The 13,357-nt window shown below is 42.4% G+C and carries 9 protein-coding genes and 1 pseudogene; 2 read left to right on the top strand and 8 right to left on the bottom strand.

The genetic code is table 11. The features are described from left to right. Positions 1-389 precede the first annotated feature (389 nt). Positions 390-515: a hypothetical protein gene (locus EGI32_RS17775; RefSeq protein WP_255156696.1), complete on the top strand. Its 126-nt coding sequence runs from the start codon at positions 390-392 to the stop codon at positions 513-515. A gap of 63 nt (positions 516-578) precedes the next feature. On the opposite strand, the gene EGI32_RS17770 is transcribed toward EGI32_RS17775, so the two are convergent. From EGI32_RS17770 to EGI32_RS17740, 7 genes are all read right to left on the bottom strand, one after another. Beyond that, the gene (locus EGI32_RS17770) at positions 579-1,919 is read right to left on the bottom strand and encodes a Fic family protein (protein ID WP_255156695.1); all 1,341 of its coding nucleotides are present in this window, start codon (positions 1,917-1,919) and stop codon (positions 579-581) included. Between the two features lie 44 nt (positions 1,920-1,963). Continuing rightward, the gene (locus tag EGI32_RS17765; protein WP_255156694.1) at positions 1,964-5,737 is read right to left on the bottom strand and encodes a DEAD/DEAH box helicase; all 3,774 of its coding nucleotides are present in this window, start codon (positions 5,735-5,737) and stop codon (positions 1,964-1,966) included. Between the two features lie 274 nt (positions 5,738-6,011). Continuing rightward, the gene (locus EGI32_RS17760; protein ID WP_255156693.1) at positions 6,012-6,746 is read right to left on the bottom strand and encodes a 2-phosphosulfolactate phosphatase; all 735 of its coding nucleotides are present in this window, start codon (positions 6,744-6,746) and stop codon (positions 6,012-6,014) included. Next, complete coding sequence (locus EGI32_RS17755) at positions 6,733-7,227, bottom strand: SRPBCC family protein (protein WP_255156692.1); 495 nt, start codon at positions 7,225-7,227, stop codon at positions 6,733-6,735. The genes EGI32_RS17760 and EGI32_RS17755 overlap by 14 nt, the downstream gene beginning before the upstream one ends. 2 nt (positions 7,228-7,229) lie before the next feature. Beyond that, entirely contained in the window at positions 7,230-8,315 is a 1,086-nt protein-coding gene (gene gcvT, locus EGI32_RS17750; protein WP_255156691.1) for a glycine cleavage system aminomethyltransferase GcvT, read from the bottom strand. 228 nt (positions 8,316-8,543) lie between these two features. After that, the gene (locus EGI32_RS17745; RefSeq protein WP_255156690.1) at positions 8,544-10,781 is read right to left on the bottom strand and encodes a PspC domain-containing protein; all 2,238 of its coding nucleotides are present in this window, start codon (positions 10,779-10,781) and stop codon (positions 8,544-8,546) included. 114 nt (positions 10,782-10,895) lie between these two features. Then, positions 10,896-11,225, bottom strand: a complete 330-nt coding sequence (locus EGI32_RS17740; RefSeq protein ID WP_255156689.1) for a PadR family transcriptional regulator — start codon at positions 11,223-11,225, stop codon at positions 10,896-10,898. Between the two features lie 506 nt (positions 11,226-11,731). Here EGI32_RS17740 and EGI32_RS17735 point away from each other — a divergent pair. Next, positions 11,732-12,877, top strand: a complete 1,146-nt coding sequence (locus EGI32_RS17735) for a hypothetical protein (protein WP_255156688.1) — start codon at positions 11,732-11,734, stop codon at positions 12,875-12,877. 182 nt (positions 12,878-13,059) lie between these two features. On the opposite strand, the pseudogene EGI32_RS17730 reads toward EGI32_RS17735, so the two are convergent. Then, positions 13,060-13,357, bottom strand: a pseudogene (locus tag EGI32_RS17730) (nucleoside recognition domain-containing protein); the annotation flags it as partial.

Here is a 13,357-nt window from a genome sequence, read left to right as displayed (position 1 = left end):
GGTTATCAAAATCAACTATCAGGAAATATAAAAAATAAACTTGCAGAGATTTTTACCGGGAATAGTTTTGAAATCTTATGCAATATTTTAATAAGTTGGCCGTTTTCTATATAGAAATTAAACCTAATAAGTCCTATGCCAGTATCCAGACCATCCAATTCTATGCTCCAGGTGGTAAAAAACCTGTTCAGCCGATTGACACAAAGCCCAAATGTTTATCCGATAAAATTTTATAAAAAGAGCGACAGGTCGAAACGGCACCGCCAGATGTATATGGTGAAATAAACGCTAAGGTTGCGGAATTTACCATAACAGATATTTCGCAAAACCACTCTTGACGCGGCTTTAACCGATTTGTATTTTTGAATATCCTTTAAAATTCCAATTGTATGAAAAAAAATGAACCCAACAGCTTAACCCTTTTTGCAAAATCTCTTGCATCGGCTTTGAACAGTTTGTTCTTTTCTGATAACAAAAGAGAATTCCAGCGCCTGAAGAGTTTTATCGCTTCATGAGCGATACCGGCACTAACTGCTAAAAAATAAACCCCTTATACTTTGCGGTATAAGGGATTTAATTTATAGATAATTTTTTATGGCATTAATTACATCGATTATTACTGGTTTAATAAGTTTCAATATTTCTTCTTCCACAATTTTTTTTCCATAAGGTACGATTAGTTCAATATTTTGGCTATTCTTTGCTCTTATTATATAATTAAATTCATTGAAATTTATTTCAAAGCCTACCCAAAATGAATTTGCTTGAAGTGATTTCTTGAATCCGCTCAATTCATAATTATAATTAATTTGTAGTAGCATAACTTTCTCATCATCCTTTCGATTGTAATTCCATTGCTCTGATATATTATCCCAGTTATGTTCGCGATATGTCAATCCGTTTCCTTTATTAAACGTAAAGGATATATTCCTTGTGTCTCGAAAAAAAAACTCCCTTACTTCCAATAACTTATTTTCTGCGGTATCACAAAGTGGAATGATATTTTTCGTCAACGCTTCTGAAATCGCCTTTTTACTTACCGGAATATTTAAAATATTTTCTCCTTGTAGCTGTCTTTTTAATAATATTATTTCCTTATCTAGATCATCTTTTTCATCAATCGACTCCCCTCTGCCTGCCTTTATACAAATGCTTAGCGACCAGGCTGCTTGCTCTGCTATATAATCGATAAAAGAATCATATTCGCCAATGTCTGCAAGATGCAACGCTTTCAAATAATTATTTTTATCATCAGATTTAATTACAATTGGAGGGTAATTATTTTTTAGTAAAACATAGTTAACCAAAAGTCTGGATATTCTTCCATTACCATCATCAAAAGGATGTATCCTTACGAACTTATAATGAAGCATCGCAGCAAGTGTGATTGGATGTAGAACCGATTCTTCAGATCGATACCATTCAATAAGTTCTTGCATTTCTATTGGAGTATTGGTAGGAGATGTGTAATGAAACATTTCTCCATTAGCTAACCTGACAGAATTGGGATACTCTTTGTAATTACCGACTTTTATTTGTCTGCGAGTATTCTGGCCGTCTGAAGTAAGTGCATCTTTCCAGTATGGCCTTACTAAGATTATTTTATTCAGATTTTTAATATGATGTTCAGACAATGGAACTTCTTTATCTTTCGCCCATTCTTCTATTAGCTGATAAGCGACATCATGTGCTTTCATTTCTTCATACTCCCTGAGTGTATGATTCCCTTTAGTATCATCAAAGATTAATAATAATTCTGTTTCTCCATAAGTAAGTGTATTTCCTTCCAGATGGTTCGAATTGTAATTAAACTCAAGCCTGAATTTTTTATCTACCTTTTCTTGCTGTTCTGGAGTTAATGGTCGCAAGGCTTCCAAAATGCCAAACAATTCTTCTATTTTATCGAAGTTATTTTTCATCTTGAATATTTATAAAAGTAAAGTAAACAATTTTCGTATATCCTTTAACTAAACAAGTATTCCACATCTGCCTTGCTCAAAGCTTTCACAAAGCCATTCTCATCCGATATCAGTTCTTTCGCCAGTATTTTCTTACGTTCCTGCAGCTGCAAAATTTTATCTTCTATCGTATCGATACAGATCATCCGGTAGGCAAAAATGTTTTTCGTTTGCCCGATACGGTGAGTACGGTCAATCGCCTGCTGCTCTACCGCCGGGTTCCACCAGGGATCAACTATGTACACATAATCCGCGGCAGTAAGGTTGAGCCCGACACCACCCGCTTTCAGCGAAATGAGGAATACCCTGCAATCATCGTTGTTCTGGAAATTCTGGATCGCTTTTTCCCTGTCTGTAGCCGATGTGCTTCCGTCAAAATATTCGTAGGGTATATTTTGTTCGTCCAGTTTCTGTCGGATGAGCCCAAGCATTCCCAGGAACTGGGAAAATATCAACGCCTTGTGTTCACCAATGTTTTCAGAAATTTCCCTGGCCAGTTCATCCAGTTTGATGGAGTGATTCGGATATTTTTCTTCTTCATTCAATATAGCCGGGCTGTCGCAGATCTGGCGCAGTTTCATCAGGCCCTGCAGGATGGTGAGCTGTGATTTGTCGATACCCTGCTCGTCAATGGTTCCAAGGATCTTGTCGCGGTAGCTGTTCCTGTAGGCATCATAGATCTTTCGCTGCTCTTTTTCCATTTCGCAAAAAAGGATCGTTTCACTTTTTTCCGGAAGGTCTTTCGCCACCTGCTCTTTGGTACGGCGAAGTATGAAGGGGAATAATAATTTTCTTAAATGATCTTTTTGTTCCTGTTCGCCAAATTTATCGATCGGTGTAGCAAATTCGTTGCGGAAAAACTCCATCGTTCCCAGCAGGCCGGGATTGAGGAAGTTCATCTGCGCAAAAATGTCGAATGTATTATTCTGCAAAGGTGTACCACTCATGCAGATCCTGTTCTTCGCATTCAGCAACGATGCGGCTTTCGTGACTTTGGAAGAAGGATTCTTGATCGCCTGGCTTTCATCGAGCACCACATAATCGAAGTGCATTTTCAGCAACATCTGTATATCGCTACGCAACGTTCCGTAAGTGGTTATGATGATATTGAATTCCTGCAATTCTTCTATGCTACGGGTACGTATGTTCCCGTGATGGATATGATAGGTAAGCGTTGGCGTAAATTTTTTCACCTCGTTCTGCCAGTTGTATATCAGTGTGGTCGGGCACACCACGATGGCTTTCAGCGAATCATTTTGTGTCTTGTAATGATTAAGCATTGTAAGCGCCTGAACGGTTTTACCAAGCCCCATGTCATCGGCAAGAATTCCGCCCCAGCCAACATCATTCAAATAACTCAGCCATTGATAACCCGCTACCTGGTAAGGACGAAGGATCGGCTGCAGATGAGCAGGGGCCTCTATTTCAGGGATACGCTTGAATTCTCTCAACCGTTCATATTTCTCATCCAGCGCAAAACTCATTTCCTCTTCATTCCTGTTCTCATACAATTCATCGATTACACTCATGTGGTATTTCGACAAACGAAGTTTATCAGACTTTCCATCGCCCACTTTGAAGAGTAATGAATATTTCTTCAGCCACTCATCAGGCAATATCCCTAACGTTCCATCTCCCAGCTGAACAAAAGATTGTTTGCCGGCCAGGGCTTTCTTTATATCGGCAATGCCTACACGCTGTTCGCCGAATTCAATTTCCACTTTTGCATCAAACCAGTCGAGCCCGCTGCTGACGTGGATATGCGTGCTCGGCCTTGCCGTATTGAAACGGAAATTTTTCAGCGCTTCAAAACCAAACACCGGCACTTTCATTTCTTTCATCGCATCTACAAAAAGGAAGAACCAGTTGTTTCGCAGTACGTCAGCGCCTTTCAATACAAGGCTGCCTGTTTCCTGCTGGCGAATGAACATGGAATGAAGGTTTTCCATCTTGCTCATGAAAGCTTCTTCGGCTTCCTTATTGCGTTTGATGATGAGGATCTTTTCGCCATCAGGGATGGTGATCGTTTCCTTGTCTGTCGGTTTGGTATCAAATCCCTTATAACTGTATATCGGCTGAAATACAAGGTAGTCGCCCTTTTCCTGCAGCAATAATTTTATATCCGGCGTCCCGCTTTTCACCTCCTTTATCAGGCTCTTGTCAAACTCCACCTGGTATTCACGTGTAAGTGGCATGATCACCTTTTGCATTTTTTCCACCCAGTTGTTCTTACTCAGCTCGATATTACCGTCCTTGATAAATTTTTCCGCCTGTAATACATCTTCCGGTTTTTGCCACAGGTATAATGTCTGGTTGTAAAGAAACACCAGGCTGCTTTTGCATTCATTTTCTGTGAAAGGGACCGTTTCTCCCGGGAGCTTTACCATGCACGCTATTTCAAAATGATCATTTTTGGCAATCACTTTAAATACCGGTGAAATGAAATGATCACTCAGTTCAACCCCTTTCAGATTGGCTGTTTTGAAAGCTTTTGAAAACGGCAGTTCAAAGACCAGTTGATTACCGGTTTGTTCTTCAAAAATGCGTTTGAGCTTCGGGTGCAGGTATTCTGTGATCAGTGATTTTGTTTCCTCCGGAAGATCGTCGCCGTCGGTATGTATGATATTTTCCCAGATGCCGCTGAAAGGGGAGTTGCGGTTGAGGTATTTATTCACCTCCGGTTCCTGCAATTTCCTTACCTGCTGAAACAACTGTTTATCTTCTTCTTTGAAAGCCGCCGTTTCCACAAATTTGGTGAGGTCAAGCTTTTCTGTTTTGTCGATATAAACTTTATTCTCCTCATCTGCTTCCCCTTGCAGAGCTTCTACGCTAAAGCCCGGGTATGATTTTGCATTGAAGTTGAAAACCACTCCCAGCTTAAGGTTGCGTTCATCTTCTTCTGCAATCACTTCCTGTTTTACTTCTGCCTGTGCCGGCAATCTGAATGCAGGAGCGGGCCTCGGCATAGCCGCGGAAGCCGCAGGGGCTACCACTCTTTTTATAGACGTATCAAGTAGTTTGAGGAACGGTTTCCCTTCTTTATAGATGAATTCAAATTTCCCTGCCAGGTCATCTTCCAGGCTATATCCATATATCTGTAGTAACTTGTTTTTTTCCTTATCCCAGTTACGGATGCTGTCGAAATAATTAGGCCCGTAATTGTTCAGCAATTGCAGGAACAATAAGGTTTTATGTTCGCAAAGCGGATGCATGGCTTCATCACACTTGCAGGAAGTATCGAAATTGCGTTCGTCGTTTTTTTGTATTACCAGCGGGTAAACCACGCCATCGATGTTGAGTTCTGCTTCCACCCGTTCATCAGCAGCCTTTAGGATCGTTGCTTTAGTAGTGCGTAACAAATTTTCCGCTACCTGAAAAATGGATACCGAAGAAAGCATTTTCAGCATTTTCAGATCTATGTGTTTCATTTTGGCTACGGTGTGCAGCTGGTTATATTGTATGGCGCTGCTGAGCAGGAGATTTTTATCTACCAACTCTTGCAGACGCAGCAGGGCCGCGGTTTCGTGGCGGCATATATCACCGAGGTTGTACGGACAGCTGCAGCGCAGCGACATCAGTTTTGCATCGGCATACTTTTGAATATATACTTTGTAAAACGTACTGTAGCTATCATCCTTCACGCGAAAAACGATAGAACCCATGAGTTCGTCATGCTCCACCAGTTCTACATATCCCATGGAGTGGATCTTCTTTCCACGTCGTATCACTTCGTCCGTACCGTTATTGTAAACGTGTTTAATTAAATGCGGTAGTGCCAATTTATTGGTTTTATTGAAAATAAAAATTCAATTGCACTTAGCCTTTACCGTTATAGAGTCCCGGAAAAGTTAGTTCTGAAAAGGGCAATTTGCAAAAGTAAAGGAAAATAACTGAGCTCTGGAGTATAAAATGAAAGTTTGTGGACAAAAAAGCGTTAAAAAGGTCTTATTACACGAACTGCCGCGAATTACACGAATTGGCGAAGAGATAAAATTGCTCAATCATTAAGCTCCGCTAATTCGTGTAATTCGCGGCAGTTCGTGTAATAAAAATCTACTTTAATATTTCCAGTTTTCCATCCCTGTAAATAGGCAGTACATTGGCGCTATCCGGTGTAAGGCAATAGCGGATATCTTTTTCGAGCCCGAAATTGGTGAGGCGATGGTAGTGCGAAGCATTCTTCTTTTGCATGAAACCATACAGGTCGTCTTTGGCTTCAAGGTAGAGGCTGTGAGCCATTTGCGAAGAATCGCAGTTAATCTCAACATGTTCCTTTATTTTTTCAATTACCGCTCCTGCAAACAATGTGTCTTCTATGTTCACCCTGTCTTTCCAGGCGGCACATCCGAGGATCACGTTTTGTTTTCTGTCTATTAAAAAATCACACACAGCCGATAAATTGGGGAAAGAACCTGTAACGATATCTTTTGCCCCTTTGTCCAGTGCCATGTGCAGGAGTTTGGTTCCGTTGGTAGTGGTGAGCACCAATGTTTTTTCGCCGATGAATTCCTGCGGGTATTCAAAAGGGGAGTTGCCGTATTGCAATCCTTCCGCCACCTGTCCATCGCGTTCGCCTGCAGTGATGGCGTCGATCTGTTTGCCGATCCGGATACATTCCGCCACACTGTCTACCGGGATGATCGATTTTGCCCCATTGTACAGTCCGGTAGCGATGGTGCTGGTTGCCCGCAGTACGTCGATGATCACAACAACACTGTTGCTTACGTCGTAAAGGTGTAGCAGTGCAGGAGACAGGGAAGTAAATAATGATGGCTTATTGTTGCTCATGTGTTGATATGATTGATTTCCATTTCCCGGTTTCCGCGTATTCTTTTATCAGCAGGTTCCTTTTTACCAGGAGTTTTTTAATATAATTCTTTAAAAAAAGTTTCAGCGCTATACGCCCTGATATTCCGTAAGGCGCTTCCAGCAATACTTTGTCGGTCATTAATGTTTTGCCCTGCGCATGCTCTTCAAAAAAATGTTCATGGCTGAAACGTTTGAAATCACCTTCCTGCATTTCATCACGGAAGTACACAGGTGACTCATAGCCGGTTATTTTTGAAGTGAAAAACCTATACCGGAATAAATGTTTCGCTTTCCAGGTAACTGTTTCACCCATTCTTATCAAGCCCGCGGTAACACCATCTACAGCCTCTTCATCCGTATGCTGCGTTGATAATTTGTGCAGATCGATACTCCTGCTAAGGTCAAAGACGATCTTCACAGGCGCATCGATGCAGGTAGTGAGTTTGATAAGTTCTGCCACGATCAGGCGAAAGGCATTTTTACCACTTTCGCTTTCAGCAATGTGTTGCGGATACTCACAAATATTTCACTGTCAATGGCGGCAAATTGTTTGTCGACATACCCCATGCCGATCGCTTTGCCAAGGGTGGGCGATTGTGTACCGGAAGTCACCCTTCCGATGGCGGCACCTTCAAAATCTTTTATTTCGTAACCCTGGCGGGCGATTCCCTTTTCCACCATTTCAAATCCTACGAGTTTTTTGTCTGCGCCATCACTCTTTTGTTTTTCAAATATTTCTTTTGAATTAAAGTCTTTGGTGAATTTGGTGATCCAGCCAAGGCCGGCTTCTATCGGTGATGTGGTATCGTCGATATCGTTACCGTAAAGGCAAAAACCCATTTCGAGCCGGAGTGTATCCCTTGCACCGAGGCCAACCGGTTTGATTCCCTGTGCTGCCCCTGCGCTGAAGATCGCATCCCAGACTTTGTCTGCCGCTCCATCTTTGTCTTCAAAATATATTTCCACACCACCCGAACCTGTGTAGCCTGTAGCGCTGATCAGCACATTATCCACGCCGGCAAAAGTGCCTTTTTCAAATGTGTAATATTTGAGGTTGAGGATATCTACCTGTGTCAGCGGCTGCAGGATCTTTGTTGCATTCGGCCCCTGTATAGCCAGCAGGCAGGTCTTGTCGGAGATATTATGCATCTCTACACTATTGGTATTGAATGATTGGATCCAGTTCCAGTCTTTTTCGATGTTGCTGGCATTTACCACCAGCATATATGAGTTGTTATCTTCCAGGCAATACACGAGCAAGTCATCCACGATGCCTCCATCGTTATTTGGAAAGCAGCTGTATTGTGCTTTTCCCGGGGTGAGTTTAGATACATCATTCGTGGTGATCCGTTGCAGCAATTCCAGGGCCTGCGGGCCTTTCACGATAAATTCACCCATGTGGCTCACATCAAAAACCCCGGCATTGTTGCGCACCGAAGCGTGTTCGTCGTTGATACCGCTGTAAGAGATCGGCATGTTGTACCCGGCAAATTCTGCCATTTTTGCGCCAAGCGCTTTATGTTTTTCCGTAAAGGGCGTATTTTTCATCAGTGAGAATGATTATGTTTAAAATGCAAGACCGGCGCAAATGTAAAATAATTTTTCACGCAAAGGCGCAAAGGTTCAACACAAAGGCGCAAAGAAACTCATAATACCAGAAAACGACTTTTGCGACTTTTGTATTTGGCTTTGCGGGCTTGCGTTTAACCAAAAAAATCCCGCCTGGAAAGGCGGGACGAGTGTGCTTCAACTTCAACTCAACTATTGAAACGATTTCTAGTTCAACAACATCATCGGGTTATATCCCTGCAAAATGGGTGTGTTCATTGCAGTGGACCCTTCTGTTTTCTTGCTGATCTTTTCTAATTCTTTTTTAGTTTTTTCAAGGCTTTCTTTCAAAGAATCGGCTTTCCGTTTCTCTTCGAGCTTTAGTTTGTCTTTCAGCGAATCGAGGGTTGTTTTAACCGCAGGTTGTTGCTGGCCTTTATCGTCGTAACGGTAGTTATCGTTTTCATCTTCCGCATCTTCCACTGTATCCTGTATCGTTACTCCATTTACTGTTACGGTTGTTCTTTTCTTTTTATGGTTATACCTGTTATCGTCGCGGCTGTCGGCACGTTCGCCAAACAAAGTATACAGTCCATCCGCTTTCATGATATAATCTTCATCGGTATTCCATCCTTTCATGGCGTTCTCGTTTTCGTAATCCCAGTTGTGGTCATTGATCGCCAGGCCATCGAAGTGTACGCCACCCCAACGTGATACACTGTTGTCTATCCTGATCTGTTTGCCTACCGGAACATACACGTTCAATACAATCTGCTGATTCCTGAATTTGTCATCCTTGTTGATGCGGATACCTTTATCCATTACCAGCAAAGTATCCTGCTGCGTTACATTGAAACGGATAAGTGATGCTGCTGTGTCGGCGAAATATTTGGTGCGTCCGTTCGCTATTTTCAGCATTGTAACGCGGAAGCTGTCGTTGCTTGATTTGAAAATGTTCACGGTGATGTTGCGAACAATCGCGGTATCATCATCCAATCCATCTTCAAAAGGCCTGAACCTGAAGACCGACGTTCTCCTGTATTCATCATCTGCGGTCCTGGAAGTGAGTTCCAGTTTTTTCACCCCTGGATTTGACAGGGCAATTTCCTGTGCATTCAACGTATTTTCCCTTTTAAAATCCCTTACTACAGAAGAAAGCAGGAGAATGAAGCTGATCAGCCCGATCACCCAAAGGCCGGAGAAAGTGGAACGCATCATCACGCTTCCCGTTTTGATCCTGGCGATCTTACGGATGAGCCAGGTGATCAATCCGATGATCGGTACAGCGATGAAGAATATCAATGTTCCCCATGCAAAGGCGTTCTGCCATCCGCTGGTCAACAGGAAATCTTTCAGCGGGAAGATACCGATAGCGAAGATCGCCAGTGCGAAAAGTGCTGCTACCAGTGCAAAGCCTACACATCCGAGTATGAAATAAACGAATATTTTCACCAGTAACGAGATCACATCTCCGAGGGATTTTCCGCTCCGTCTGCCTACGCTGCTCACTTCACTGGCGAATGCTTTTCCTTTTTCTGTAGCGGCGATCCTTGCTTCGTGGCCCAGTTTGGCTGCACGTTGCTGAACTCCTTTCATTTCTTCCACTACAGAGTTTTTGATAGAATTCATATCCACTTTTTCCCCTTTCATTTCCAGTTTTTCAGAAGTGGTATTCGCTTCTGGTATTACCAGCCACAGGATGATGTATACCATCAATGCGCCAGGGCTGAAACCTAACCTGATAAACCCGGGCAGATCGAAGTTGCCCCAATGGTTCCACCTGTTGAAAAATGACAGGAAAGGCAGGATGAACAACAAACGTGGTATCCAGGTGCTGATGCCGAAATAGTTGGCAAGGCCGCTACATACACCAGCGATGTATTTATTCTCTACATCCCTGAAAAGCCTTTTGCGCATGCTGCCGATCTGTGTGGTAGCAGTGCTTGGCACTACCACCCAAAGGATGATATATGGTATGAGGCCAAAACCGAAGGAGATAATCAGCAGTACGAAAATGATACGTACCACTACTGTATCGATGCCGAAATAATTGGCCAGGCCGCTACATACACCGCCCAGTATCTTATCATTTTCATCGCGGAATAATTTTTTATTTCCGCTTGCGGTAAATGTATTCGCATCTGCATATTCCTGTTTTGTTTCGGTTTTTTCTTTTCCGCTGGTAGTTGATCCGGCGTTTTCTTCCGATTCAAAATCTTCAGGGCGGCCCATGCTTTTCATGATAGCGTTCACATCATCATCCGTGATACAGGTAGCGCCATCTTTCAGCCTTTGCTGAAAAAGTTCGGCGATACGGCTTTCAATATCATTGATGATCTCTTCCTTACCTTCCTCATTAGCAAAAAAACGGTTAAGGCTTTCTATATAATTCTTCAGGCTGTCGTAGGCAGACTGTTCTATTGGTACTACCCTACCCTGGAAATTGATATTTATTACTTGTTTCATGGCGTAATAATTGTTGTTTTGTTGTCCTCGTTACGGACGTTGAAATGTTGTTTCTTTAGTTGAAGTTGAAACCAGAAAAGCATGGCTATACTTTTTTATGGTTGAAGTCTTTTACTAAATCGTTTTGGTGATAGATTGGACGGCGTTGGCCAGTTCGTTCCAGGTCGCTTCCAGTTCCTTGTAGAATCCCGCCCCTTTATCTGTGAGTGAAAAATATTTGCGTGGCGGGCCACTGTTACTTTCTACCCAACGATAGGTAAGGAATTCGGCGTTTTTGAGCCTTGTCAGTAAGGGGTAAAGCGTTCCTTCGAAGATATTCAGGTTAGCTTCCTTCATCTTATCGATAATGTCCGAAGGATAAGCTTCCCCTTGTTTTATCACCGACAGGATGCAGAACTCCAAAACCCCCTTACGCATCTGGCTGGCTGTGTTATCAATGTTCATGGCTTACTGTTTTAAAAAATTCATGGCTATACTTTGTCTGGGGCGTTTGATATCTATCCGGAATAAATACTTCCCTCCCGTTGACAAAACAAAGATAATAACAAATTAGTACTATGCAACACATAATACCATTTATTTTAAAGTAGCTTGCAGTCAAAGCAATAATATTTTTAGATAAATGGCTGATTATTAAATATCTATCTGAATATAATATTTTTTATAAAATTTAAAGGTTTGTATGAGTGGCAAGAAAAGAGGTTGTGCGGTAGAAAAATTACAGCTGAAGAAGTCATCAGAGTCTGTGTCAAAACCCAAACAGCACTTTCAAAGATGACACAAGGGCAACATTTTATTTCCTGTAAATAATAAAGTCATTGAAGCTCCTTGCATTAAGCTGTAATTGCCTGCACTTCGCTGTTAAAAATAACCCAAGAACAGGTTTTTGCTTTAATTTGCCGTAACATCTCTCGCGATCCCTGCGTACTGATAGTATAAACCCAAACAAGATGAAAAAATTTATACACTATTTCATGCTGATCCTTTTGCTGTCTGCCTGCAGCAAAAAGAGTTATCTGGAAAGAAGCAATGAAGACAAAGCCTTGCAGGATGCCGTAAAAAAACTGGCCAGGAGCCAGGACAATGAAGATGCTATCGGCGCCATTCCGATCCTGTATTCCAACATTCAAAAGGCGCACCTGGCAAAGATCGCATCCTACCGTACCGGAAAAGACATTGGCCGCTGGGATAAGATCATATCCGAATACGATTACCTGCAGGATGCATATAATGCCATCATAAACTCCACACCCGCATTCAGGTTGGTGAACCCGCAGAACTACAGTGCCGAATTGCTGGAGGCAAAACAACAGGGAGCGGAAGAAAATTATATCGCCGGGCAAACTTTTATAGATAAGGATGGCAGGGATAATGCGAAAAAAGCCTACAGCTATTTCAGTAAAGCAAACAAGCTGGTGCCAGGTTACAAGGATGCAAAAGCACAGATGAACAATGCTTACGAATTGTCGATCGTAAATGTGATCATCAATCCCATACAGGATAATTCTTATTTCATCAACAGCGGCTGGGGAAGTTCAGGTTATAATTACAGCAACGAATATTTTCAGCAGACTCTCGTAAGGGAATTGCAGAACAGCAATGGCAATGGAAGATATGCCGCAAGGTTTTACACGGATTGGGAAGCCCGCCGTGAAAATGTTCAGCCGGATTGGGCGGTGGATCTTCGACTGCGTGACCTGAATATCCCGTATCCTGTCAGCAATACTTATTCCCGCAGCAGGAGTGCGGAGGTACGCAACGGTACAGATACTTCTGGTAAGCCGATCTATAAAACAGTATATGCTACGCTGAATGTGCAGCGCTCAAGTTTTACCGCCAACGCGAATATGGAAATGACCATAACGGACGTGCGTACCCGAAAGAATATCAGTTACAAAAACTATCGTGAAGATTATCGCTGGCAGGAAGAACGTGCCAGCTATACCGGCGACAGCCGGGCACTTAGCTCCGACGACTGGGCGTTGATCAACAATAATAATTACAACACGCCGCGCCGCGAAGATATCCTCAGCGAATTGTACAGGAAGATATATCCGCAGGTGAAGAGCAATATCAGTTATACGGTCGACTGGTGAGGATGTCAATAGTGAATAGTCAATAGCCAACCCTTCGTGAGTTCTTAATTCAAAGGCAACTACTTACAATTTTATAAAAAAAGCAACTTTAAAAAGTTGCTTTTTTATTTGCCTTTCTAACAATAAATATTTCTGGAGATATATAAACCGCAAAGATTTGACTATTGACTATTCACTATTGCCTACTTAAATATCTCATACACCACCCAGCTCAGCCCATACGCCAGCAACGTCATATATACAAACTGCAGCACCGGCCATTTCCAGCTGCGGGTTTCTCTTTTTACTATTGCCAGTGTGCTCATGCATTGCATGGCGATCACATAAAATACCATGAGTGATAATCCTGTGGCGAGCGTGTAAACTTTTGTTCCGTCTTCTCTTACCGCCGCGTGCATTTTTTCGCGGAGGGTGGGGCTGTTTTCATCGGCGTCATCGCCTACACTATACAGGGTGGCCATGGTACCTACAAATACTTCG

The organism is Ferruginibacter sp. HRS2-29 (assembly GCF_024343615.1).
Lineage (GTDB): Bacteria > Bacteroidota > Bacteroidia > Chitinophagales > Chitinophagaceae > Ferruginibacter.
This window is presented reverse-complemented; position numbering and strand designations above follow the sequence as displayed.

Excerpts from the sequence above, each read along its gene's own strand:
- EGI32_RS17775 (WP_255156696.1), top strand. The coding sequence starts at position 390 with ATGAAAAAAAATGAACCCAACAGCTTAACCCTTTTTGCAAAATCTCTT.
- EGI32_RS17735 (WP_255156688.1), top strand. The coding sequence starts at position 11,732 with ATGAAAAAATTTATACACTATTTCATGCTGATCCTTTTGCTGTCTGCC.
- EGI32_RS17745 (WP_255156690.1), bottom strand. The coding sequence starts at position 10,781 with ATGAAACAAGTAATAAATATCAATTTCCAGGGTAGGGTAGTACCAATA.
- gcvT (WP_255156691.1), bottom strand. The coding sequence starts at position 8,315 with ATGAAAAATACGCCCTTTACGGAAAAACATAAAGCGCTTGGCGCAAAA.
- EGI32_RS17770 (WP_255156695.1), bottom strand. The coding sequence starts at position 1,919 with ATGAAAAATAACTTCGATAAAATAGAAGAATTGTTTGGCATTTTGGAA.
- EGI32_RS17760 (WP_255156693.1), bottom strand. The coding sequence starts at position 6,746 with ATGAGCAACAATAAGCCATCATTATTTACTTCCCTGTCTCCTGCACTG.
- EGI32_RS17740 (WP_255156689.1), bottom strand. The coding sequence starts at position 11,225 with ATGAACATTGATAACACAGCCAGCCAGATGCGTAAGGGGGTTTTGGAG.